The following is a 25,332-nucleotide window of genomic DNA, read 5'->3' on the forward strand; positions in this document are numbered from 1 at the left end:
ATACAACCTGACAGATAGACCATTGAATTCAACAACAGACTTAACTCATTATAAAGCGCTGGTGGCCAAGCTACCGCAGCTACGCAAGGAGATCGGAAAGGTTATTATCGGCCAGCAGGAAGCCATTAGCGAAGTGCTTATTTCGCTATTAGCCGGTGGTCATTGCCTGCTGGAAGGGGTACCCGGGCTTGCCAAAACGCTGATGGTCAAGACCATGTCGGATGCGCTGGCGATGCGATTCAAACGCATTCAGTTTACGCCCGATCTGATGCCCGGTGACATTGTTGGAACGGAAATTCTGGAGGATGACCATGAAACGGGCCATAAAGTGTTTGTTTTTAACCGCGGACCGCTATTTGCCAATGTCGTACTGGCCGACGAAATTAACCGAACTCCACCGAAAACGCAGGCTGCTATGCTCGAAGCCATGCAGGAGTATAAGGTTACCTATGGCGGTAACGATTACGAATTGCCCAAGCCTTTTCTGATCATTGCGACGCAAAACCCCATTGAGCAGGCAGGCACATACCCCCTTCCGGAAGCGCAGTTAGACCGTTTTCTGCTGTACATTAAGCTCAGCTATCCATCGGAGCGGGAAGAACTCGACGTCCTGAAAAGTACAACGGGCACATCGCGTCCAACCCTGCAAACCATTCTTTCCGACCAGGATATTATTCAGTTGCAGAAGCTCACGCGTGAAGTTTACATCAGCGACGAACTAATTCAGTATATAAATCGGCTGGTGCGGGCATCACGACCAGCTGACTCGCCATCGGCCTTTGTGAAACAGTGGGGCGAATGGGGCGCGGGGCCCCGTGCCGGACAGGCACTCGTGCTATGTGCCAAGGCCAGGGCGGTATTGAACGAACGTTTTTCGGTCATCCCCGACGACATACAGGCTCTTGCCTACCCGATCCTTCGCCATCGAATCGCCCTTAACTTCCGCGCCGAAGCCGAAGGCATCACTACGGATCAGGTGATCCAGGAGTTAATAAAGGTCATTAACTAGTTTATGATTTGTGGGTTACGGTTGTGCAACCACAATTCGTAAACCGGTATATACATGCTCATCACCGAACTCATAAAACTCAACAACCTGCAACTGGCCAGCAAACTGGTTAGTGATGAGATGCTGCTGGGTATTCAAACCAGTCGGCGGTCGGGTATCGGGACCGAATTTGAGCAATTTCGGCATTATACGCCCGGCGATGATCCAAAGCGAATTGACTGGAAGCTATTCGCCAAATCCGGGCATTACCTGGTCCGGGAATCTGCTACGGAAAGCAATCAGCAAGTCCGCCTATTGATCGATCTGTCGGGCTCCATGAATTACACGGAAGGGGCTGTGAGCCGGTTGCAGTATGCCCGAATTCTGCTGGCTTCGCTGGCTTATCTAAGCAACCGCCAGGGCGATCAATTAAGCTTGTATGCCCTACAAAATGGCAACGTTCAAACGCTGGTTCCTACCGGGAAGCAGGCGTTTCAGAAAATTGTAGCTATGCTCGAAGCCACACCCGCAGTGGGTGCGTGGGAAAATCGAAACCCAGCGGTTCCCGAATTCGGTCGCAAGCAGGCAGAGGTGTTGATTATCGCATCGGATTTTTTGCAGGTGGATGATGAGTGGGTCAACTTGATTCAGGGAGTGGCCGGACCACGTCGGGAAATCGTCATTTTCCAAGTACTGGGCGACGAGGAAATTAATTTCTCGATGAATGGTTTTTATCGATTTCAGGATCTGGAAACGGGGAAAGAGATTGAATTACAGGCCGATGCCATTCGGGACATTGTTCGGGAGCGGGCAACTACTTACCTGACGAAACTGGAAGAAAGTTTACGCATTCCTCATGTCCGCTTGATTCGCGTTCGCCTGAGTGATCCAATCGCCCTTGTTTTAAAACAGTTTTTGATGAGTTGACCACGGTCAACCTAATCCCATAAACCATAATGCAGTTTGTTGAGCCATTTTTACTATGGGGTGCATTAGCCATTGCGATTCCGGTGGGGATTCACTTCTGGCACCAGAAGCAGGGAAAACCCTTGCCCTGGGCGGCTACCCAATGGCTCATTGAGAAGCAACAGCAACAAAGCCGCGGGCTTCGACTCGACAATATCCCGCTGCTCATTTGTCGGTGTTTATTGCTGGTGTTACTGGCCCTTTTACTGGCCCAACCCATTCTAGCCTGGTTGGCGAAACCACCAGCCATTCAGAAACTTCACCTGGTGCAGCCCAGCCCGGCCGTTTCCGAAAATTTCAAGTTCGAGCTAACGGATGCGCAGAAAAAGGGCGAACGGGTCGTCTGGGCCGACGAACAACTGAGCACGCTGGACGACAAGCCCTACAGTTTTCAGAAAGCCCCGCACCTGAACCCGTTGCCCTTGCAGACGGCCATCAACAAACTTGCCAGCGGGGCTACCGAACTTCACCTATACGTCACGAACAGTCAGGATCTGGCTACTCTGCCAGCCATCATGGTGCCGGAGCGCTTTCGCCTGCACACGGTGATTGATTCAACGAGCCAGCCTCGCCCCTATCTGATGGGCAAAAATGGCCGGAAACTATTTATCGATCGGACGGGCAAGTTTAGCAGCGCTTCAGCGCTCGATCCGATATTGAAATTCCAGTCTGCTCCCCTAAACACAGAGCCAATCGCGGTTTTGCTTAACTACCGGAATGAGCGGGAACGCCAAACCGTTAAAGCTGCCCTCAATGCCCTAACGGACGTTTACGCCATTGATCTGATCATTGACGAAGCCCCGAAGCCAAACCGCTTCTATACCTGGGTGCTCACCGACCAGCCGCCGACAAAGCCCTCACCGAAAACCCTTTACGTCGTCTCAGGAATCGAAACGGCAGCAAAGCCGACAAACGTATTATTTACGAACGAGTCGCTAACTCCGCAGACGTCGGAGCGGGTAGCAACGGGTCAGTTGCCGGAATGGCTCGGCAGCCAGTTAATGCGTCACTACGGTCTTGTTTCGACTCATCAACCCTTGCGCCAGCCCGATATCAAGTCACTATTTATTTCGTCAGCCAAACCAACGACAGCGCAACAAGCGGGTGTTCAGGATGCACTTTTGCTATTTTTTATCGTTCTGTTACTCGTTGAACGCTGGCTGGCCTTGACCAAAAACGCATGAACGAACTGAAACGCCTTGTCTCGTCGGTCACGTACCAACTTTACGCCAACGCCCTGCTACGCTGCGTGTTGCTGGCTCTCTCAGCCTATCTGATCACGGCTACGTTTACCGGACCGACCGTCTGGCCATGGCTGCTTGGCGTGGCTGGCTTTGGCCTCGGAGCCGTTTTGAGTAAGCTTTATCAGGACAAAAAGCCACAGGCCATTCAGCTTATTCACCAGACGGTTGGCGATGTAGAATACAGCTTGCCCCTTTTAACAAAGCCTCAGCTTAATCTGGCCGAGCAACTTCAACTCGACCGTCTGAGTACGCACATACAAACGGTTCGGGTGCCCGTTGTCTTTCTGGCGAAAGCCGGTCAATACGGCTTATGTTTCATTGCTGCGCTGGCTGTTTATTTCGGGTATCCTTTGTTAAAGAATGACCTGGCAAACAGGCCTGAAAAGCAAGGTTTGCTGGCAACGTTTACGCCCGAAAGTAAGCCAGTTGTACCAACGTTTGAATCCGCCAGGCTACGCATTCAACCACCAGCATACACCCGGCTTCCGGAAATAAACTCGTCGAACCTGAATGCGTCGAGCGTTGTGGGTGCCGTTCTGACCTGGCAATTGCAGTTTAGTACAACGAATCAGGTATCGGTACGGCTTGTGAGCAGCCAGGGGAAAGAGCTTATCTTTCGAAAAACCGGTAACGCCTATACGTATCAGGACAAACTGGTTAACTCGGGTTTATACGCTATCAAAGCCTACTGGCGCACCCACCAGCAGAAAGACTCCATTATCTATCAATCCGATTTTTATCGGCTCGAAGCCCAACCCGATCTGGCTCCCAAGATCGAGCCGAATTCAAAAGAACTGTACAGCTTCCATACCATCAGAGACCCGAAAACGCTGGCAATTGGTGCCCGAATTTCGGATGATTTTTTGGTATCCAAGACCTTTCTTGTCGCGACCGTAGCCCGGGGTTCGGGCGAGAATGTTAAGTTCAGGGAAGTCCGCTTACCGTTGAGCCAGGCAAATTTCAAGGATGCCAAACTCACCAAGACTCTGGATCTCGATGAGCTGAAATTCGCGCCAGGCGACGAGTTATACTATTACTGGGCGGCTTTCGACAATCGCCAGCCTGAGCCAAATTTCACAAAATCAGACACCTATTTTCTGGTGTATAAAGACACGACCGAGGTTGAGGAAAGTGAGTTGCCCACAATGGCGGTGAACATCATGCCCGAGTACTTCAGAAGCCAGCGGCAGATCATTATCGACACCGAAAAACTACTAGCGAGCCGAAAGAAAATGGGATCGAAAGTAAGCCACGCCTTTAAAAGTCAATCCAACGAAATTGGATTCGATCAGAAAGTGCTTCGGTTGCGGTATGGGCAGTTTTTGGGCGAAGAGTTCGAAACATCGGCCGGGGGTGGACACATCGAACCCACCGACGAAGACGGCGACCCGCTTAAAGGATTTGTTCATGACCATGATAAGGGCGAAGAACATGCCGAGGGGCATCACGAAGAAGAACATCACCATGATCACGGAAGCCCCGCAGCCCAGGCCGCCGATAATCAGGACCCGGTAGCCGCGTTGATGGAGCAGTATGTTCACTCGCACGACAACGCCGAAACGAACACCTTTCACGAGCAATCGACCCGGTCGCTGTTGAAGATGGCTTTGGAAAACATGTGGCAGTCGGAACTCCATTTGCGGTTATACGAACCCGAGAAAGCCCTGCCGTTTGAGCAGGAAGCGCTCAAATACCTAAAAATGTCGCAGCAGAAAGCCCGGTCTTATGTGAAGAAAACCGGCTTTGACCCGCCCCAGACCAAGGAGAAAGAAACCCGGCTGACGGGCGAAATGAAAAACGTGACGACGGCTTTTAACCAGGAGCGGACCTATAACCAACAGCGAATCCAGGGGCTAGTTGCCGAAGCCCTTGGTTATCTGGATATCCCAAAACTGAATGCCCAACAGCGGCAAACAGTGCAGCAACTGGGAAATGCGTTGGCGAATGGGGTAGTCAATAGCGGCCTTCAGAACTGGTCGATGCTGACCTCGTTGCAAAAACTAGCCGGGGGCAAATCGCTGACCAGCGTTGAGAAAACGCAGTTGAAAACAAAACTATACAGCCTGACTGGGGCGTCGGAACGAACGGGGCCTTCGTATGCCAGTGACCGTGCCTTACAACAAGCTTTCTGGCGGCACATTAACTAGCCCGACAGACGATCTGCTCATTCGAATGCAAACAAGTATAAACTGGACTAGCCCCATTAATTGGTTTATCGCGCTGGCGTTACTGCTCCTGCTGGCGGGTCAACTTTGGCTGATTGGCCGCAATCAATCCCTATCCACTAGTCGTAAATGGATCAAGGCGGGCTTGAATGTAGTTCTGTGGCTGCTGGTGGCGGGTTATTTTGGGCAGTTCAACTGGCTGAGTCAACGCCCTTCCAGCCATGCGTTGCTTGTCGGTGATGACGTGCCCTCTGCCGTTGCCCGTCAGGTTAAAGACAGCTTACACATTCAGGATAGCTTTACCAGCCGAAATCTGAAAGACGAGTATGATTCGGTCACCGTAGCCGGCCAGCGCTTCCCGATCGAAACCCTAACAAAACTGAGCAATTCGTCGGTCAATTGGATTCCCTATTCCCAGCCTGATCAACTGGAGAGTCTTCACTGGAAAGGTGTCGTCCGTCAGGGAGAAATGCAGCGGGTAACGGGTCGGGTGCATTCCTCGGAGAAAAAGCACCTGCGCTTGCGGTTTGGTAGCCGGACGCTGGACAGCGTTTCGGTGCACAAAGGCGACAATACCTTTTCGCTCCAGTTTCCAACTTTTGTCCGTGGTCGCAGTCAGGCAGAACTGACGCTGGATGGCACTACGCTCGATACGATTCGTTTTTTTTCCCGGCCATTGGAGCCTTTGAAGGTGCAGTTTCTACTCGACAGCCCTGATTTTGAAAGCAATACACTGGCGAGCTGGTTGGGGAAACAGGGGCATACGGTACAAGTCGTAACAACGCTGTCGAAAGGAATCAACAGCCATGTGAGCATTAACAAAGTCGGGAAGTCAATCGATAAAACAACGCCTGACCTGCTGATCACCGATCCTGCCAATGCAGCTACTGCTGCTGTAAAAAAAGCGCTTGCTGACGGGAAAGCCGTGTTGTTCATCAACTTCACCAATCCCGAAAGTGATTTTCGGATCATCAATCAGGCACTGGGTAGTAAATGGCAGGTCAGGAAGATGTCCAGTGAGCCCCTCGTTTCGGTTGGTAGTGGCCTTAACGCACTCCCCTATCGTTTTGCCGACAACATCAATCAAGTTGCCGTGTCAGGCTATCCGGTAGCGGTTCAGCGTAAACTCGCCGGACGCATTGGCGCAAGCCTGTTAAATGAAACCTTTCCGCTATCCCTCAGTGGCGACAGCGTGGCCTATTCCCGACTTTGGACGGCGGTACTGGCCCGTTTGTCAACCTCCGATAAAAACACGGTTCAGGTAGATGCGCCCCTGTTTAGCGGACTGCAACAGGAAATCGGGCTAAGCAACTCAGGAAACCTGCCGCCCTTTTTACCCATTGGGCAGGATACCGTATCGTTTGTAAAATCGCCTATGAACGAACACGCAGCTTCTGGCTCTTCGTTATTCAGACAGGCGGGCTGGCAATCCATCCAGGATTCGCTGGCGCTATATGTCGACGCGCGTGCCGGAAACAACCCTCTGGCCGAGCAGGAAATCATCCGCCGATTTGTCTCAGCCCATGCATTGCCTCAATCGACAAGCGAACAAACTGCGCGAACAACGACGGCTCAAGTACCAAACTGGGTATGGTTGCTGTTGTTTATTGGTTGTTTTACGGCGTTATGGGTCGAGCCGAAAATACAATAAGCCCTCAATTTCATTTCGTTCGGAATCGGTCAGTTAGACGCGTCGGGTTTGTCGTTACAGCGTTTTCGCCATTCCCGTCTGAACTTGCTACGATCTTCATCGCTCATCTGACGCCATCGGCTGCGCCAGGGCGGTGGGCCTTCGCCACGGCCATACCCGCCACCCGACGGGCCAAACTTGAATCCACCAAACAGTATACGGGATAAGAGTAACAAGCCGGCGGCCTGCCAGATTGTAACCGGCTTTACGGGCACAACGGCGACGAGAACTGTGTTCCACAGCCAGAATACAGCGTACGAGACGGCCAGCAACACCAGCAATATGCCCAGCGGTATGAAGAAGCGGAACCGTCGGTGAGAAGTTTTCATAAGCTTATAAATTATCAAGTTCGTCGTATAGGCGTTGCAGTCGCTTCCGAAGGTGCTGAAGGGCGTATCGTTTTCGGGATATAATGGTTTTCAGGTTTTCGCCCGTTTGATCCGCAATTTCCTGTAAGGTCCGGTCTTCCAGCTCATTTTGAACAAATACCGTACGTTGATTTTCGGGAAGTTCGTCGAGTGCCTTCACCAGTTCGTCCCAGAATAGATCTTTGAAAAACTGATCTTCGGGCGTTTCGGCATCAGTCAGCAGAATATCCCGAAATCGAAAATCCTCGTCGTCATCCTCGCTCATCAAGTCCGACAACGAATCTTCTTTTTTCTTTCGGTAGGCATCTGTAATTCGATTCCTGGCTACCTGAAAAAGCCAGCCACTCATGCTTTCGATGCCATCGAGGTCAACCACTTTCGTTAGCTGATACCAGACATCCTGCAAAATATCCTCGGCATCTTCGTCTGATTTTACCTGCCCACGAATAAACCGCGACAGTCGGCTTCCGTACTGTTTAACTGTCTCAAGTATATTGCGTCTGGGCGTTTCAGCCATTCTGTAAACCTGAATTCAAAAAATCTGTATGAGCTGGTCACCCACATTGCTCGTGCGTCAGACCTGACTCATACAGATTTGTCAGGCTACCTACCGGCGCGCTTGTCCAACTCCTGCAATACGTCGGCCATGGTACGGAAACGATTGGCGTCGCCAATGAAACCCAATCCCGTCATAATAAGTGCAAAACCACCTGTGCTGACCCAAAACCAGGGGTCGGCATTCACCTCACGAAGTTTCGACCCGTGCAAAAGCACCGCCAACCCACTACCCAGGAGCATTGCTCCACTTCCTCCAAACAGCCAATACTTGGTGATCAGCTTCTTTTCGCGTTGACTTCTCATAATATACCTGATCTGCGTGCAATTATTTAGAGAAAACCATTGACGCTGCATGAGGTTTACAAAAAAAATGTATCTTATCCCATAGTTTTAGCCATTCTGCTTGCCAACCTGACACTAACTCATATTACCTATGCCCGTTTTCACTTTAGGAATTGAAGAAGAGTTTCAAACAATTGACCCCAACACAGGCGAGTTACGCTCACACATGTCGAAGATTGTCGACGGTGGGCAGATAGTTCTTCACGAACGCGTAAAGGCCGAAATGCACCAGGCGGTTGTTGAAGTCGGAACAAATATTTGCCGAAACATTCAGGAAGCCCGTCAGGAGGTAACGTATCTGCGGCAGATGATCATCGAACTGGCGGAGAAACAAAACCTTAAGATTGCGGCTGCCGGTACACACCCCTTTTCGGATTGGCAAGAACAGTTGATTACACCCAATGAACGGTATGACCGACTTATCGAAGAACTGCGCGATGTGGCCCGATCGAACTTAATTTTTGGTTTGCACGTCCACGTAGGCATCGAAAGCCGGAACGAAGGCATCCAGATCATGAACGCCGTCCGGTACTTTTTACCCCATATTTACGCTCTGTCAACAAACTCACCATTCTGGCGAGGCCGCAATACCGGGTTCAAGTCGTACCGCTCGAAAGTATTCGATAAATTCCCCCGAACGGGCATCCCCGATTACTTTTCATCAGCGGCTGAATATGACGAATATATTGAGCTACTGGTCAAGACCGGTTGTATCGACAATGGCAAGAAAATATGGTGGGACATCCGGCTGCATCCGTTCTTCGACACCATCGAGTTTCGAATCTGCGATGTGCCAATGCGGGTCGATGAGACTATTTGTCTGGCCGCCATTATGCAGGCGCTGGTCGCCAAAATTGACAAGCTACATAAACAGAATCTTAATTTTCGACCCTACCGCCGAATCCTGATCAATGAAAACAAATGGCGGGCCGCCCGCTATGGTATCGAGGGAAAACTGATCGACTTTGGCAAACAGGAAGAAGTACCAACCCACCAGTTAATTCACGAATTGCTGACGTTTATCGACGATGTCGTGGATGAACTGGGTAGCCGGGCCGAGTGCGAATACGTCCTGAAAATCCTGGAAATGGGTACGGGTGCCGACCGTCAACTGGCGGTTTTTCAGCAGACCAACGATCTGAAACAGGTGGTGAATTACATTGTCGAAGAAACTTCTTTTGGCATCAGGTAGTTATTTTTTTGGGCACCATGATTAATAGTTAGCCGTAATACACAGTCTATGAGCTTAGTAAAAATTGCCGTTCTTGATATGAATAACAACCATGCGAATGAAGGCATGCGTTGTATTTTGCATACAATTCGAAACGTACAGGGTAGTAACCAGGTGGCGGAACTGAATACGGAACTGGAGTTTGACGTATATGACGTTCGGGCCAATAACGAAATTCCTGACTTAAGTTATGATGTTTACATTTCGTCGGGTGGACCCGGTAGCCCGATGGCTTCATCGGATGCCTGGGAAGCGAGCTACTTTTCATTGATCGACCAAATCTTCGAATGGAACCGGACGAATGAACGGAAGAAATTCGTATTTCTGATTTGTCATTCGTTTCAGTTGGTGGTTCGCCACCTGAACCTAGGTTTACTGAGTCGGCGTAAATCCACTTCGTTCGGGATTTTCCCGGTGCATAAAACCGAAGAAGGTGACTCGGAAGCATTACTGGAAGGGCTACCCGACCCATTCTACGCGGTCGATTCCCGTGATTACCAGATTACGGAACCAGATGCCGAACTGATGAATGAACTGGGCGCGGAAATTCTTTGCCTTGAGAAAATCAGACCGCATGTCTTGCTCGACCGGGCGGTGATGTCGATGCGTTTCTCACCCGAAATCATCGGTACGCAGTTCCACCCCGAAGCCGATAACGAAGGTATGCTGCGCTACTTCATGCAACCCGAAAAACGCAACCACATCGTTTCTAATTTTGGGCAGGAAAAGTACGACGACATGGTAGCTTATTTGCAGGACCCTGACAAGATTGCCCTAACTGAATCCGTTATTTTACCGGGCTTCCTGCAGCAGGCCATTCGGGCTCTATCACCGGAGCTTATCATGGATTAGACCATCGAATGGCCGTGATTTTCCTAACCTAAACTCACGGCCATTCACATACGCTACGTTTTTCTCAACTCCTACTTTCATGATCGAAGCCATTCGTCAAACGTACAATCAAGCCTTCAGCCCGGAAAATTACCGGGCTTTTTTGGATAAAATTGACACTGATTTTCCTGGCCAGTTGGACTTTCGCGTAGCGGAAACACCCGTTTTTGTGCCCAAAGTGCTGACGGATAAACTCGTGGCAGCGTGCAACGACATTATTGCCGTGATCACCCGCGACGATTTTAAGGCCCTGACCGATAAGGCCATTCCGGCGGAGCAACGCGTTCCGAATGAAGATGACCATACGCAGTTTATGGCTATCGATTTTGCGGTTTGCCAAGACGCCAACGGGGAACTTACCCCCCAACTGATTGAATTACAGGGATTTCCCTCTTTGTATGTATTTCAGGCATTCCTCGCCAGTACATTTCGCGAACTCTACCCTATTCCGGATACCCTCTCCCATCTGTTCACGGTTGACAGCAATGCGGATTATATCGAACGGCTGCGCCAGATGATCGTGGGTAATTGCCAACCGGAAGAGGTGATTCTGCTGGAAATTTATCCTGAAAAGCAAAAAACCCGCATTGATTTTGTTCTGACGGAGAAGTATCTGGGCGTGGCGCCCGTCTGCCTGACTAAAATAAGGAAAGACGGTAGAGCGCTGTATTATGAGAAAGATGGACGTCAAATTCGCATTAAGCGAATTTATAACCGCTTGATTTTTGACGATTTACAGAACTTCCCGGACTTACAAAGTGAGTTTCACCTGACCGACGACGTCGATGTGGAATGGGTTGGTCATCCGAACTGGTTTTTCCGAATCAGCAAGTACACCCTGCCTCTGCTCAAGAGCCCTTATGTACCAGCCAGTTACTACCTGTCGGACCTGAGCAACTACCCAACTGATCTGGAGAATTACGTCCTCAAACCCTTGTTTTCTTTTGCGGGTAGTGGCGTGAACTTAAACATCACCGCGGCCGATCTCGATGCCATTCCGGCTCACCAGCGAGATGGTTATCTGCTTCAGCGAAAGGTAAAATATGAACCCGTCATTCAATCGCCCGACGGATTGGTAAAATGCGAAATCCGGATGCTGTTCATCTGGCCAAAGGGCGACGCGAAGCCTACGTTGATTACGAACCTGAGTCGCCTGAGCCGGGGCGAGATGATTGGTGTCAATTTTAATAAGAACAAAGATTGGGTAGGTGGCACCGTCTGTTTTTTTGAAAAATAATACGTTTTCAACCTAAAGGTCATAAAGGGTTTGAAGGGCGCGCAGAGTCATAATTTTGCCTGCTTCGTGAATCGGTTACGACCTTTGGCGTTTACCCCTTCCCTTATCCTATGGAAACACAACCGATCAATGGTGCTGAAAAGGCTATTTTCGACCTTACCGGCAAAGTAGCCCTGATTACCGGGGCTAGTAAAGGCATTGGTGAAGATATCGCCCGTGTGTTTGCCCGTTTTGGCGCTAAGGTTATCATCAGCAGTCGTAAACAGGATGCGTGTGATGCCCTTGCCAACGAGATCAAGACACAAGGGGGCGAAGCAACCGGTATAGCGGCTCATGTGGGCGACATGGCTCAGCTTCAGCAGTTGGTGGACAGGAGTATCGAAACCTACGGCGGCCTTGATATTCTGGTGAATAATGCAGCCTCGAACCCGGTTTTTGGCCCTTCCCTCGACTGCGATGGTGCTGCGTTCGACAAGATTATGCAGGCAAACGTGAAAGCCCCTTTTGAGTTGAGCAAACGATGCTACCCAAGCATGAAAGCCCGTGGCGGGGGCAGTATCATTATGATTAGCAGCATTGCTGGACACACACCGGACCCCGGCCTGGGCATGTACAGTGTCAGTAAAGCAGCGCTCAACATGCTGACGAAAGTCTTGGCCAAAGAATGGGGCGTTGATGGCATTCGGGTCAACGCGATTTGTCCCGGTCTGATCAAAACCAAGTTCAGTCAGGCGCTCTGGCAGAACGAAAAAATTCTCGATCACTTCACCAGTCGCCTGCCTATCGCCCGTATGGGTACAACGGATGAAATTAGTCCACTGGCGCTGTTTCTGGCGTCAAATGCCTCGTCTTACAGTACGGGCAGTTTATTTTACGCAGATGGCGGTACCATCATTTAACACACGACTATGTCTCTCGAAACACGTGAAGTTTGGCTGCGGGGTCCTCTTTCCGATATGCCTCTCCTGGTGCAGCCGATTGCGCATGCACTGATGCAGGCTCGTGAAGAAGTAACTGCGCTCATGCACAATTTCCCGGAACAGTTGCTTTGGGAACGTCCGGCGGGTGTCGCTTCGGTTGGCTTCCATTTGCAGCACTTGAGGGGTGTGCTTGATCGCCTGTTTACTTATGCTCGCCATGAAGCCCTCTCAACCGACCAGTTGACGGCCCTGGCATCCGAAGGGAAACCGGATCGAACGACAATATCCGCGCAGGAACTGGTCTATCAGTTTGATAAACAGGTTGAGCAGGCGCTGGCTCAACTGCGCCGTACAGATGAAAACCGACTGACGGATTTTCGTGGTGTGGGCCGGGCACAACTCCCATCCACGGTTATTGGCTTGTTGACGCACGCAGCCGAGCACACCATGCGGCATGTTGGGCAATTATCGGTAACGGTCCGGGTGATAACAGTTTAACCTTTTTTTAAGTTATCATTCATCGGCGTTTAACAAGATCAGCCGACCTTTCAACCGAAAAGCCCGTCACGGTGGTGGGCTATCACCTTAAACCATTCTCAATTTTATGAAAAAGTCCATTCTGACTGCCTGCCTTGTAGCCGCTTTCTGTGGAAATACCGTTTTTGCCAATACGCCTTCGCAAGATAAGCCAGTGAGCAAAACGACGACAACGACTATGAAGAAATCGACCCCTAGCAAAGCGACGATGACAACCACCAAAACGACGCATAAAAAGCACGTCAAGACATCGGAATAGCCTTACACTGTAGATAAAAAAAGACCCTGCTGAGCAGGGTCTTTTTTTATCTACAGTGTTGATTTCTTACTGCACGGCTAAAATCTTGAATTCGGTCCGGCGGTTTTGCTGGTGTTCACCTTCCGAGCAGTTGACCCCATCCACACAACCATTAATAATCTCCGATTCCCCATATCCTCTGGCCATCAACCGGTTAGCTTCGATTCCGCGCGAAACCAGATAATCCATGGCGGCTCTGGCCCGGTTCTCCGACAAGCGAATATTGTAGGTATCTGTAGCCCGAGCGTCTGTATGAGAACGCAGCTCAATCTTCATTTTTGGGTATTCCTTCAGAATGGCCAAAACATGATCAAGTTCACGAGCCGCATCCGCGCGAATAAAGAATTTATTCAGGTCGTAATAAATGTTTTTCAGCTGAAACACATCACCAACACCATATAAACCAAGCGAATCGGTAATGACCTGTGTTTTGCGTTTTGTTTTGCTGTATTGTGCTTTTTTGGTGGCGTAACGATCTTTCTGGGCGGTGATGGTATAGGGTGCACCGGGCTTCATATCGAACTCATATCCCCCATCCGGGCCTGTCGTAACGGTTTGCTCCGATTTGTCCTTATCATTACGCAACGTCACTTTTACACCTGTTGCCGGCTGTTGATTCACTTCTGTCTTAATAACCCCTTTGACAACTGTATTTTCTGATCGCTCGAGATAGATGGACACATTCAACACTGGCTTCGGCGATTGTGTCAGGGTTGAAAACCGAACGCTATTCATAGCATACCCTTCTTTGATGGCCCTGAACTCATATTCCGTATTTGAATCGACGCATAAGTCGGTCCGACCTTTTGCACTGGTAATCCGCAATTCCTGATTGACACCATTCCGCAAAATACGAACGTCGGCATTTTCGAGGGGTGTACTCGTTTTAGCATCGTACACCAAGATATTCAGTTGCTTGCAGGTACGCCGGAATGAATAAATATCATCGTCGCTGATTCCCTTTTTACGGTTGCTGCTGAAGTAGCCCGTCGTACGGCCTTTATCGGTGATGAAGCCAAAATCATCTTTCTCGGAGTTGATCGGTGCCCCGGCATTTTGAACGCCTTTATACGCAATTCCATCTTTAAGCTCGGCTACAAATACATCCAGACCACCCAGCCCTTCGTGTCCGTCAGACGAAAAATAAAGATTGTCCCCCTCGGCAGCAAACGGAAACATCTCGTTTCCTTCCGTATTGATTTCTTTACCCATATTGACGGGCGTTCCCCATTGGCCGTCATTGTATTCAACTACGTAAATATCGGTACCGCCATACCCACCGGGCATATCCGACACGAAGTACATTTTTGTGTTATCGAAGGAAAAAGCTGGGTGACCAACTGAGTATTCATTGCTATTGAAAGGCAGCTCCTGAATATCAACCCATTTCCCATCTCTGTTTACGGCAGAGTACAATTTCAATTTTTTCACGCCATCAGAGCTTTTGCCCGATTTCCCTTTGCTGGAATTGTTGCGGGTAAACACAATGAAGTTCTGGTCTTTGGTAAACGTCATTGGCCCTTCGTGGTACTTTGTATTGAGGGTACGGCTAAATAGTTCAGCTTTCGTCAGGGGCGTATTTTCCGCTGTCACGTCAGGCGCTTGTGCTTTACTTTCACTGCCACCGCCTAGTACTGCCGAACTAGGCAATCGAGTCGGCTCCGAACCCGGAACGCGCAGTTGATTCGTATCGGGGTGGAAATAGAGGTCCAGAAACGGCGTTTGGTTCCAGGTAAACACCCGTTTTACCGGTCCGGATTCATCGCGAGCCGACACGAAAACCAGACCATTCTTGTAGTACATTGGGCTAAAATCAGCCTGACGCGAATTGATAGGCAAGCTCGAGATACGATAAGACGACGAATCCTGATAGAATCGACTCATATCCATGTAAGAGACCGTAAACCGACGTCCGCGCAGGTCCTCTTTTTGCTTTTCGCCATACTGACTGTACATCTTCTGCGACTCCCGATATTTGCCATTCTGAGCCAATGATTGGGCATAATACAGGTATATCTCGCTATCAAGATCCGTATTTGATTGTATCAGTTCACTATAAATACGCTCGGCGTTTCGTGTGTCCTCCAGTTTGCGATAAGCATAACCCAGTTTAATCATTGCATCCCGTGTTTCGGCAGGGTCCTTCTTTTTATCCGTTCGCAGAAACTCCTCATAGGCCCGCACCGCACTGACATAACTAAGGTTATCAAATTGCTTGTTTGCCGCTCGTAGTCGCGCACTTTGTGCCTGAGTAGTCAGGCTCCAGAAGGCCAGTCCTGCCACTAGCAAGACACATACAATTCGGTTCATGAATAGTAGTTAATTAATAAATTTGGAGGCTCGTTCAAATCTCAACAAATAAGATGCCAATTTTCTAAATGATCAATTCGATTCGGTTTAAACACCAGGCAATTTACTTGTTTCGGGCCTAGTTAAAGGCATTTTTTTTACTTCTTACTATACTTGAAGCAGGCGACTTTCCGGGTTTGGGCGCTTACTCTAAACCGATGATCAATCCGCCGACCCATTACCCAGGCAATCTCGCCACCCGATACCAGGACAACGGTTTGCTCCCGCTCCGTCCGGCTTAGCTTTAAGTCATTCAATAAATCACTGACCAACTTATGACCTCTCAGCCCCAAAGGCCGCAATTTATCTCCTTGTTTCCACAACCGGATATGGAGCGGAAAGACCAGCCGGTCAGCATCCAGACTCGCTAGCGTTGGATCAGTGGAAGGCTCGAATCCGTCGGGCTTATCCATCAGGTCAATACGTAACGTAAACGCTGAGGCTACCACTAATGCCGCGCTGGGCCAATCAGTCAATACGAGGTCAACAGGAACCGTTTCCTGGATAGCCTCAATAAGCAGACCATCCCGTTCATGCACAACACGATACGTCTTCGATTGTATCACTTGCCCAGTGGGTTTGCCTGTCATACTGGCTACCTGCCGTGCCTGATCGGTCGTAAAACCCATCGGCTTCAACCATTCCATCAACCGAAACCCTAACTCAGGCAAGGCCAACAACTTTTCGGTTGGCAGCAGTATTCCTTCGTCCTGGACCTCAGCAACGGCCTGCCAGGATCGGTCGAGTTCGGCACGCATAAGCACTTCTGCCGATCGAAGCCGATCAATCGTGCGGGGTACTGTTTGCCATAAACCCGGATTCAGTTCATGGAGTACGGGAACCACATGGTGACGAATCCGATTACGGGCGTACGTATCGTTTGCATTCGAGCTGTCTTCCCGATACAGTAAACCCGCTTCGTTTACAAAAGCCGCTAACTGTTCACGGGTAGCAAATAACAAGGGGCGAACGATCTGGTTTTGACGAGGCAAAATCCCGTGTAAACCTGCCAGGCCCGTTCCACGCGTCAGGTTGATTAACAGCGTTTCGAGGACATCATTTTTGTGATGCGCCGTGGCAAGGCAGGCGTACGCATGTTGCTGAAGCAGTTGATCAAACCACGTATAGCGCAGTTCGCGGGCAGCCATTTGAATAGATACTCCTCGCTGCTGCGCAAAAGTCGCGGTATCGAAACGAACCAGATGAAACGGAACCCCGTAGCGTTTTGCCATGTTTTCAACGAAAAGCGCATCCTCGTCGGAATCTGAGGCCCGTAAAGTAAAATTAACGTGAGCAATCGCAAACGGTTGATTAACTCGATGGAAAAGCTCCGCCATCACTACGGAGTCCAGTCCACCACTGACGGCCAGCAACACCTGATCCGTAACTTCGAACAGGCCGTTGTCGTTAATAAATCCTAAAAAATCCGTTTCAACCATATGGAGTCGGCGCTAAGCCGTAGTTTTGTCAGTATGATTCGTTTGTTTGCCGCTTTTCTTCTCCTCTGTTTATGGCTTGTTTCAGTTGATTCGCTGGCGCAGGTCAGACCTCCAGCGCCCGGTCGTCCGGTAGCGACGGGTAGTGTAGCCGACAAAGTTGAGCTACTACCAGGAGCGGACAGTTTAGTGGGAATGACTGTTCCCGGACAGGTTGTTCGTAAAATATACAACAACGTCAGGTTTCGGCAAAAAGGGGTGCTCATGTTCTGTGACCTCGCCATTCAAAACGCAACCACCAACGTCATCGAGGCCTATGGTCATGTAAAGATCGTACAAGGCGATACAATTACGGTTCAGGGTGACACCATGTTTTATTATGGCAATGTCCGTCAAGCAAATATGCGTGGCCGCGTCAGTATGCGTGACCGAAAAATGACGCTAACCACCGCTCAGCTCGATTACGACATGCTATCAGGCATTGCTCATTACCCAACGCCTGGTCGCATTGTGGATAAAGAAAATGTGTTGACTAGCCGGGAAGGGTATTACGACACCCGCAGCAAGCTGTTCACGTTCCGTCAGAACGTCCGGCTGGTGAATCCCAAAGGTACACTCACGGCTGACTCGCTGCTCTACAACTCCCTGACCAGAATGGCCATCTTTCAGGGGCCAACCCGCATTACCAATAAAGATGGGGTCCTGACGGCCGTTGAGGGCCAATACAATACAACCACGGGTATTTCAAATTTCCAGCGCCGGGCAACCGTCGAAACGCCTAAATACCGGCTCACGGGCGACAGCCTTTACTATGATAACATTACAGAGCTGGGCATTGCCAAAGGCAACGTCATTATGGTTGCCAAAGACCGCAAGGCGGTGATTCTGGGCGACCATGTTCGGTACAATGGGAAAGCGGGTATTTCGCGGGCAACAGGCCACCCGGTGGCTAAAAGCCTAGCGAACGAAACCACAAAAGACACCCTCTATTTGCGGGCCGATACCTTATTTTCGTTCGATAATAAAGTAACCAATACCCGCCGGTTACTAGGCCAGAAAAATGTTTTTCTTTATAAATCGGACCTTCAGAGCAAATGTGATTCGCTCATTTACGACACCGCCGATTCGACTATTTATTTCTATAAAAAACCAATTGTCTGGAGCCAGAATAAATACCAGATGGAAGCCGATTCAATGCGGGCCGTTATGAAAAATAATAAAATTCATACGCTGTTCTTGAAGACAAAATCATTCGTTATTTCTCTCGACACGCTTAAGAATTACAACCAGGTCAAAGGGCGAACAGTGACCGCTTTTTTCGCCACAAAAATTGTATCAACAACCGTTACCGCGGCTGAATTGCCCGTCTCAACGACGAACGCTTCGGGCACTGTTCCGCGGTCTGCTTCATCCGTTGCAACGAAACAGCCCCTTAAACGCGTATCAACTCCAAAAGAGGGATCACCAGCATCGACTACCGTTTTGAAGCAGGAGCAAACCGTGCTGGATCGGGTTCTTGTCGAAGGAAACGGGCAGAGCCTTTATTACGCGGTCGATGAAAAGAATAAATTAATCGGGCTGAATCACGTTGAATCGAGCCGAATGAACATTGAATTCAACGATAACAAAGTTGGTAAGATTCGGTTTTATGGCCATCCGGATTCACAGTTGATTCCACCAAAAGAATTAACGCCGGAGGTTCAGCAACTGGATGGATTCCGTTGGCGCGAGCAGGAAAAACCAACAAAAAATCAGGTTTTGTGGCTTGAAAAACCACCCGTTGAACAACCGGTAATTAGAAAACCATTAAAAAACAAAGGGCTAATTAAACCTTTAGCTCAGAAATTGGTTCAAAAGACTATTAATTGACCTATTTAACAATTTTTTAGATAATTGCCCGTTGACTTTGTCTTTCAAGATGAATAGGTTTGTGGTGAATACATGCGTACATGAAGTAGACTTACATGAAACAAACTATACTTATTGGTGTATTGATGGGCTTGCTAACGGCAACGATCCCGCTCCAGGCGCAAGTCGCCCAGCGAGATTCGGATGCTCGTAAAGGAAGCCGACTCGAATTGGGTCGTACCTCGTCAGTACGCAAAACAACGGCGGGTTTGCCAGCACAACGTTTTTCGATTGCGCCAAGCCCGGCTCCAACCTTATCAGGGCTTGACCGATCAATGACGTTGCACAAAAACAGCGCGATCAATGAGCATTACCGTTCCCTGTTGATGGCTCATTCGGGTACAAAAGCAGCAACTATCGATAATACGCCAGCGGTTGAGAGTGCAGCGCGACCAGCGGCTTCAGTGCAAGAAGGAAAAGCAGAAAACAGGTTATATACGGCTGACAAGCTATGGGTATCCAACGCCTATCCGAATCCTGCAGACGACGTTGCTGAACTGGATTATCAGTTTACCGGACCGGGCGACGCAAAACTGGTTCTGTTAAATGTACTGGGCGCACCGATCGCAGAATATGAACTTGAGCGAAATGCCAATAGAGTTCGGATTGGGACGCGTTTGCTGGATACAGGCTATTATTTGTACCAACTCTCGGTAGATGGCAAAAAAGTTGCCACGAAACGACTGCTCGTTCGTCACCAATAAGTAGGCTGATTATGTTAAAATAGCCTAAACGGACCAGGTCAGCGCTCATTTTAAGACTATACCAGGCTACATCGTCGTTTTAACGGTGTAGCCCTTATTTTTTTTGTATCTTTGCAAACATATGCAACACCGTCATATTGGTAAGATTCTGTTGGGGATCTGGGTAGCGTTTCTGCTTGGATCATGTAGCCCGTTTTCAAAACTGCAGAAAAGTGGGAGCGATGACGAAAAGTACAAAGGTGCCATACAATACTATAAAAAAGGAGATTGGTACCGGGCAGGGCTGCTGTTCGAAGAATTAATTCCCGTATTAAAAGGCAGCACCGAGTCAGAAATGGCTCAGTTCTACTATGCCTACACACAGTATCAGCAACAGCAGTATTTGCTTAGCGCTACGCTGTTCAAGAAATTTTATGAAACGTTTGCCCGGTCTGATTACGCTCAGGAAGCTATGTACATGTACGCTTACTCACTGTATAAAGACACGCCCTCGTTTAACCTTGATCAATCGAATACCTTAACGGCAACATCGGCTCTTCAGGACTTTATCAATGCGTATCCCGATAGCAAGTACAAAGAAGAATCGACCAAACTGATTCTTGAACTACGTGGAAAGCTGGAGCGGAAAGCATACGAAAAAGCGAAGCTATATTACAAAACCAGCGGTTTTAACATTGCTTCCTACAAGTCATCCGTTATTGCCATTAATAACTTCCAGAAGGAGTTTCCGGATTCGGAATACAACGAAGAGCTGGCATTTTTAAAAGTTGATGCGGAATTCAGCCTGGCTCAAAACAGTCTGGAAACCAAGCAGAAGGAACGTTATCAGGAAGCGATCAGTTATCACCAGGCATTTATTGATAAATATCCCAACAGCCAGTTCCTGAAGCAGTCGGAAAAGATGTTTGAAACCAGCCAGAAAGAAATTGACCGTCTGGATAAGCTGGAACAAGAACGAGAAAAGGAAAAAGAACGCTTAAAAGATGCCAACCGCCCGGCAAAGGTGACGGCAGCTAATTAACACAAGGTACGGTGCGAGGCTTTGCGTAATCAACCTCAGCAACACAAGTCCCGTACACTTTAAACTAAATACCGAGATTTAATCATTATGGCAACAAATCCATCGATTATTACCCGCAATAGCGATAAAATCGCGGGTCAAACCGGGAATCTATACGAATCGGTATCGATCATCTCGAAACGCGCTCGTCAGATTGCAACGAAGAACAAAGAGGAGTTAAGCAACAAATTGTCAGAATTTGTTTCGGCGGTTGATAATCTCGAAGAAGTTTTTGAAAACCGCGAACAAATCGAAATTTCGAAATTTTACGAGCGTATGCCGAAACCAACCTCCATTGCGACGGATGAGTTTCTGGAGGGCAAAGTTTACTGGCGTTATAGCGACGAAGACGCTCAACAATAATACGTATTGTATAGTCTTTTCAATGACCGCACGGTATTTGCTGTGCGGTCATTGATGTTTTAACAGGCTGGTTTCTAAGCCATCAGCCGAGTACTTAGTACATATTTTATTAGGACTTCATCATGTCAGTAACGGGTAAGCGAATTCTGTTGGGTGTTACAGGCAGCATTTCAGCCTATAAGTCGGCCTTACTCATCCGGCTGCTGGTAAAAGCAGGTGCTGAGGTACAGGTCGTCATGACTGATTCAGCCCAACAATTTATAACACCGCTAACGCTGGCTACCTTGTCGAAGCGGCCCGTTCTATCAACGTTTGTGAATGCCCATAGTGATCGCCCTGGCGATGGCAGCTGGAATAACCACGTTGAGCTTGGCTTATGGGCCGATGCTCTCGTGATAGCACCCGCGTCAGCCCATACATTGGCCCGCTGCGCTACCGGTCTTTGCAGTGATTTACTATCCGCCATCTATCTGTCGGCCCGCTGTCCGGTCTTTTTTGCCCCGGCCATGGATGTCGATATGTACCACCATCAAACGACGACTGACAATTTGCGTCGGCTCGAATCATTCGGCAATCACATTATACGGGCAGAACACGGTGAGTTGGCCAGTGGGCTGGTTGGGGAGGGCCGGCTAGCTGAACCGGAAAATATTCTGAAAAAGCTCGATGACTTTTGGGCAGTGGCTCCTCCACAAGCCGGTTTGTCCGGCAAGCGGGTACTAATAACGGCTGGTCCAACCCAGGAACCCATTGACCCAGTGCGGTACATTAGCAATCACTCAACCGGGAAAATGGGCTATGCCCTAGCCAATGCTTTTTCCAAAGCGGGTGCATCGGTTGTCCTGGTGAGTGGGCCGACAGCCTTGCCCCTACCCAATGCGTCTATTCAGCGGGTGAATGTGCGCACGGCGCAGGAGATGTTCGAAGCTACGGAAACGGCCTTTGCCGTAGCTGACATAGTCGTGCTGAGCGCGGCCGTTGCCGATTATACACCTGCACACCCCGCTGATCGGAAAATAAAGAAAAAAGAAACGTTCTTTTCGCTTGAGCTGACTAAAACTACTGACATTGCCGCTACACTTGGCTCCCGCAAACGGCCTGACCAACTGATGATGGGGTTTGCTCTGGAAACAGATAATGAACGCGAGAATGCGCTGAAAAAACTTTACGCTAAAAACTTAGACTGGATTGTGTTAAATTCACTTCGCGATTCAGGAGCCGGCTTCGGGCACGACACCAACAAGATTACCGTCATTGATAAAGACGAACAAATCCATGAATTTGCGCTGAAATCGAAAGATGACGTGGCACAAGACTTAGTGAGATTAGTGATCAAAGCACTCTGATAAACAGATACACAGCCACACAAGGCTAGCGATAATGAAAGCAATACGAATCTTCCTGCTGTTGGGTTGTCTGATTGGTTCGGTCCACGCTCAGGAACTGAATTGTCAGGTTACGGTCAACTCCGATCAGTTATTTGCTCAACAAAAAACTGATTTCGCTTATCTGAACCAACTGAAAGGTATTATAAGTGAATTCATGAACAACCGGCGCTGGAGCAACGATCAGTTTGGCGTTTCGGAACGCATTAACTGTTCGATGAACATAAACCTGCTGAAATCGTTGACGCAGGGGGTGTTTGAAGCCACCGCTCAAATTACGGTTACGCGGCCCGTATATGGCACCAATTACGAAACAACCACCTTTACGTATGTTGACCGGGCCTTTAACTTTGTTTACCTACCAACAACGCCGGTCTATTTCCGGGACAATCAGTTTTCGGACGATTTGACTTCCCTCCTGGCCTTTTATGCCAATGTAATCTTGGCGGTCGATTATGACACGTTTAGCAGGCAGGGTGGTAACCCGTACGTGCAACGAGCTTATACGATCACCAACCTGGCCCAGCAAGGATCGGCCAATGGTGCCTGGCAGAATGGCGGTGATCGCCGAAACCGGTATTGGCTGATCGAGAATATGCAAAACCAACAGTTGATTCCTTTTCGGGATGGACTTTACACGTACCACCGACAAGGGCTGGACGTTTTTGCCGCGAATCCAGTACAGGCACGTAAACAAACGCTTACGTTGCTGTCTACTATCCGTACGATTGGCCTGCAGTTGCCAAACTCCGTTCTGATCAGTTCGTTCTTCGAGGCCAAATCGCAGGAGTTGTACAACATACTGTATGAAGGAACACCTTCCGAGCGGAAACAGGCGTTCGATTTACTTTCTTATCTTGATCCAGGTAAGACCGAAAACTACCGGAAATTAATCCAGTAAAGCGTTATCAGGGAGTAAATTTGCGTTTACCACTGTTACCTATTTACTGCTAACCATTACTGATTTTGCTTTCGCATTTACTCATAAAAAACTATGCATTAATTGACGAACTCGAACTTTCGCCCGACCGTGAACTCAACATCGTTACGGGCGAAACAGGAGCCGGGAAGTCAATTATCTTAGGGGCTATCGGATTGCTGCTTGGCAATCGGGCCGATACGCGCGTGCTTTATAACCCCGAGCAGAAATGTATCATTGAGGGAACGATTGGAGTTTCCGGCTACCAGATCGAACGAATCTTTGAGGAAGAGGAGCTGGATTATTCGGATTCCTGCATCGTCCGGCGCGAGATTGGCGTGAGTGGAAAATCACGTGCGTTTGTCAACGACACGCCTGTCAATCTGGAAACGCTTCGGCGCGTCACCAGCCGGATGATGGATATCCACTCGCAGCACGATTCCGTATTGCTCGGTTCTAACGAATATCAGTTAGAGATTGTCGATACCTACGCGCAAAACGAGGGACAACTCCGTACCTACCGAGCTGATTATCAATCCTACCGGGCCAAAAAATCACATTACGATCAGTTACAGACTGAAGCGTCGGCGATGCGCAAGGAGTTTGACTACAACAATTTCTTGTACGAAGAACTTGTCAAAGCACAATTAGTACCCGATGAACAGGAGTCGCTCGAACAGGAGTTGACGATCCTCGAAAATGCCGAAGATATCAAGGAACGTCTGCAGGTTGCGTATGAATACCTGGATAATACGGAACAATCGGTTATTGATTTTTTGAAAGGAACCGTCAGCAATCTGGCTTACATCAGTAAACTGTCAAATCAGTACGAGCAATTACTGCAACGGGCGCAAAGCAGCCTGATTGAATTGCGCGACTTGGCGGACGAAATCAGTGTTGAACAGGATCGCGTCGATATCGATGATACCCGGGCCGAAACCATTCGCGAACGGCTGAATCTGATGTATCAACTCCAGACCAAACACCAGGCCAAAAACGTAGCCGCTCTGATTGCTTTGCGGGATGAGCTTGGCCTGAAGGTGAGTAAAGTGTTGAATCTGGACGATGCCCTGGCAGATGCGAAAGCGCAGGCCGACGCAGCCCGTGCCCAGCTTCAAACCAGTGCCAATGCCTTATCGGAATCCAGAAGCGTTGTTTTGCATCCGATAGAAACCCAGATCGGCCAGTTGCTGAATGACCTCGGCATGCCCAATGCATCCTTAAAAATTCATGCAGAAACCGGCAAGCCTACCCCCACGGGCGTCGACACGATTTCTTTTTTGTTCAGCGCCAACAAAGGTGTAAAACCCCAGCAGTTGAAAAATGTGGCATCGGGCGGTGAATTTTCCCGTCTGATGATGGCCATTAAATACATACTGGCGAGCAAACGCTCTCTACCCACCATCGTCTTCGATGAAATAGACGCGGGTGTATCGGGCGAAATTGCGATTAAAATGGGCAACATGATGCGCGATATGGCGCATAACCACCAGATCATAGCCATTACGCACCTTCATCAGATAGCGGGTCAGGGCACAGCTCACTATTTTGTTTATAAAGACCACTCAGCGGCTAAGACAGTCAGCCGCATAAAAAAATTAACCCTGGATGAGCGCGTTAATGAAATTGCGCAGATGATCGGTGGCAAGAATCCATCAGCCAGCGCGCTTAAAAATGCTCGTGAAATTCTGAAACAACGAGCGACTTCCACAGCCAGATAATGTACGAGGTGCCTTTAATTCCGGCGCATCGTACACTATCGCATTAAGTAAA

The 25,332-nt window shown here is 49.1% G+C and carries 23 protein-coding genes; 18 read left to right on the forward strand and 5 right to left on the reverse strand.

Going from position 1 to position 25,332, the window contains the following annotated elements:
• Positions 1 to 22: 22 nt before the first annotated feature.
• From ACYU8Y_RS20395 to ACYU8Y_RS20415, 5 genes are read left to right on the forward strand one after another with little or no spacing between them, the layout of a single operon-like run.
• Positions 23 to 1,009: an AAA family ATPase gene (locus tag ACYU8Y_RS20395; RefSeq protein ID WP_460939925.1), complete on the forward strand. Its 987-nt coding sequence runs from the start codon at positions 23 to 25 to the stop codon at positions 1,007 to 1,009.
• A 54-nt stretch (positions 1,010 to 1,063) separates the two neighbouring features.
• Positions 1,064 to 1,915: a DUF58 domain-containing protein gene (locus ACYU8Y_RS20400; protein ID WP_460939926.1), complete on the forward strand. Its 852-nt coding sequence runs from the start codon at positions 1,064 to 1,066 to the stop codon at positions 1,913 to 1,915.
• Positions 1,916 to 1,944: 29 nt separating this feature from the next.
• Entirely contained in the window at positions 1,945 to 3,138 is a 1,194-nt protein-coding gene (locus ACYU8Y_RS20405; protein ID WP_460939927.1) for a BatA domain-containing protein, read from the forward strand.
• Complete coding sequence (locus ACYU8Y_RS20410; RefSeq protein WP_460939928.1) at positions 3,135 to 5,345, forward strand: hypothetical protein; 2,211 nt, start codon at positions 3,135 to 3,137, stop codon at positions 5,343 to 5,345. The genes ACYU8Y_RS20405 and ACYU8Y_RS20410 overlap by 4 nt, the downstream gene beginning before the upstream one ends.
• 25 nt (positions 5,346 to 5,370) lie before the next feature.
• Positions 5,371 to 7,014: a hypothetical protein gene (locus ACYU8Y_RS20415; protein WP_460939929.1), complete on the forward strand. Its 1,644-nt coding sequence runs from the start codon at positions 5,371 to 5,373 to the stop codon at positions 7,012 to 7,014.
• 29 nt (positions 7,015 to 7,043) lie between these two features.
• Here the strand turns inward: ACYU8Y_RS20415 and ACYU8Y_RS20420 are convergent, their stop codons facing one another.
• The 3 genes from ACYU8Y_RS20420 to ACYU8Y_RS20430 all read right to left on the reverse strand — a co-directional run bounded on the left by ACYU8Y_RS20420 (position 7,044) and on the right by ACYU8Y_RS20430 (position 8,282).
• Positions 7,044 to 7,382 carry a hypothetical protein gene (locus ACYU8Y_RS20420; RefSeq protein ID WP_460939930.1) on the reverse strand — a complete coding sequence of 113 codons (339 nt, stop codon included), beginning with the start codon at positions 7,380 to 7,382 and terminating at the stop codon, positions 7,044 to 7,046.
• 4 nt (positions 7,383 to 7,386) lie between these two features.
• Entirely contained in the window at positions 7,387 to 7,938 is a 552-nt protein-coding gene (locus tag ACYU8Y_RS20425) for an RNA polymerase sigma factor (RefSeq protein ID WP_460939931.1), read from the reverse strand.
• An 86-nt stretch (positions 7,939 to 8,024) separates the two neighbouring features.
• Positions 8,025 to 8,282, reverse strand: coding sequence for a hypothetical protein (locus tag ACYU8Y_RS20430; RefSeq protein WP_460939932.1), 258 nt, complete (start codon positions 8,280 to 8,282; stop codon positions 8,025 to 8,027).
• Between the two features lie 130 nt (positions 8,283 to 8,412).
• Here ACYU8Y_RS20430 and ACYU8Y_RS20435 point away from each other — a divergent pair, with 130 nt between their 5' ends.
• The 6 genes from ACYU8Y_RS20435 to ACYU8Y_RS20460 all read left to right on the forward strand — a co-directional run bounded on the left by ACYU8Y_RS20435 (position 8,413) and on the right by ACYU8Y_RS20460 (position 13,396).
• Positions 8,413 to 9,513, forward strand: a complete 1,101-nt coding sequence (locus ACYU8Y_RS20435) for a carboxylate-amine ligase (protein ID WP_460939933.1) — start codon at positions 8,413 to 8,415, stop codon at positions 9,511 to 9,513.
• 48 nt (positions 9,514 to 9,561) lie between these two features.
• The gene (locus ACYU8Y_RS20440; protein ID WP_460939934.1) at positions 9,562 to 10,404 is read left to right on the forward strand and encodes a type 1 glutamine amidotransferase; all 843 of its coding nucleotides are present in this window, start codon (positions 9,562 to 9,564) and stop codon (positions 10,402 to 10,404) included.
• Positions 10,405 to 10,483: 79 nt separating this feature from the next.
• Positions 10,484 to 11,680 (forward strand): hypothetical protein, encoded by a 1,197-nt coding sequence (locus ACYU8Y_RS20445; protein WP_460939935.1) that lies wholly within the window; start codon positions 10,484 to 10,486, stop codon positions 11,678 to 11,680.
• Positions 11,681 to 11,790: 110 nt separating this feature from the next.
• Positions 11,791 to 12,579 carry a glucose 1-dehydrogenase gene (locus ACYU8Y_RS20450; protein ID WP_460939936.1) on the forward strand — a complete coding sequence of 263 codons (789 nt, stop codon included), beginning with the start codon at positions 11,791 to 11,793 and terminating at the stop codon, positions 12,577 to 12,579.
• A gap of 9 nt (positions 12,580 to 12,588) precedes the next feature.
• Positions 12,589 to 13,098 (forward strand): DinB family protein, encoded by a 510-nt coding sequence (locus ACYU8Y_RS20455; protein WP_460939937.1) that lies wholly within the window; start codon positions 12,589 to 12,591, stop codon positions 13,096 to 13,098.
• 106 nt (positions 13,099 to 13,204) lie between these two features.
• A complete protein-coding gene (locus ACYU8Y_RS20460) occupies positions 13,205 to 13,396 on the forward strand; it encodes a hypothetical protein (RefSeq protein ID WP_460939938.1) in 192 nt (63 codons plus the stop codon).
• Between the two features lie 66 nt (positions 13,397 to 13,462).
• On the opposite strand, the gene ACYU8Y_RS20465 is transcribed toward ACYU8Y_RS20460, so the two are convergent.
• Positions 13,463 to 15,745: an OmpA family protein gene (locus ACYU8Y_RS20465; protein ID WP_460939939.1), complete on the reverse strand. Its 2,283-nt coding sequence runs from the start codon at positions 15,743 to 15,745 to the stop codon at positions 13,463 to 13,465.
• A 137-nt stretch (positions 15,746 to 15,882) separates the two neighbouring features.
• Positions 15,883 to 17,223, reverse strand: coding sequence for a tRNA lysidine(34) synthetase TilS (tilS, locus tag ACYU8Y_RS20470; RefSeq protein ID WP_460939940.1), 1,341 nt, complete (start codon positions 17,221 to 17,223; stop codon positions 15,883 to 15,885).
• On the opposite strand from tilS, the gene ACYU8Y_RS20475 reads away from it, so the two are divergent.
• The 7 genes from ACYU8Y_RS20475 to recN all read left to right on the forward strand — a co-directional run bounded on the left by ACYU8Y_RS20475 (position 17,224) and on the right by recN (position 25,280).
• Positions 17,224 to 19,089, forward strand: a complete 1,866-nt coding sequence (locus ACYU8Y_RS20475; RefSeq protein ID WP_460939941.1) for an OstA-like protein — start codon at positions 17,224 to 17,226, stop codon at positions 19,087 to 19,089.
• A 95-nt stretch (positions 19,090 to 19,184) separates the two neighbouring features.
• The gene (locus ACYU8Y_RS20480; RefSeq protein ID WP_460939942.1) at positions 19,185 to 19,832 is read left to right on the forward strand and encodes a T9SS type A sorting domain-containing protein; all 648 of its coding nucleotides are present in this window, start codon (positions 19,185 to 19,187) and stop codon (positions 19,830 to 19,832) included.
• Between the two features lie 121 nt (positions 19,833 to 19,953).
• Positions 19,954 to 20,853, forward strand: coding sequence for an outer membrane protein assembly factor BamD (locus tag ACYU8Y_RS20485; RefSeq protein WP_460939943.1), 900 nt, complete (start codon positions 19,954 to 19,956; stop codon positions 20,851 to 20,853).
• Between the two features lie 87 nt (positions 20,854 to 20,940).
• Positions 20,941 to 21,255 carry a DNA-directed RNA polymerase subunit omega gene (locus ACYU8Y_RS20490; RefSeq protein ID WP_046575226.1) on the forward strand — a complete coding sequence of 105 codons (315 nt, stop codon included), beginning with the start codon at positions 20,941 to 20,943 and terminating at the stop codon, positions 21,253 to 21,255.
• Positions 21,256 to 21,377: 122 nt separating this feature from the next.
• Entirely contained in the window at positions 21,378 to 22,601 is a 1,224-nt protein-coding gene (coaBC, locus tag ACYU8Y_RS20495; protein ID WP_460939944.1) for a bifunctional phosphopantothenoylcysteine decarboxylase/phosphopantothenate--cysteine ligase CoaBC, read from the forward strand.
• A gap of 34 nt (positions 22,602 to 22,635) precedes the next feature.
• Positions 22,636 to 23,541, forward strand: a complete 906-nt coding sequence (gene porD / locus ACYU8Y_RS20500) for a type IX secretion system protein PorD (protein ID WP_460939945.1) — start codon at positions 22,636 to 22,638, stop codon at positions 23,539 to 23,541.
• Positions 23,542 to 23,606: 65 nt separating this feature from the next.
• A complete protein-coding gene (recN, locus tag ACYU8Y_RS20505) occupies positions 23,607 to 25,280 on the forward strand; it encodes a DNA repair protein RecN (RefSeq protein WP_460939946.1) in 1,674 nt (557 codons plus the stop codon).
• The last annotated feature ends 52 nt before the right edge of the window (positions 25,281 to 25,332 follow it).

The sequence above is a fragment of the Spirosoma humi genome (assembly GCF_054776575.1).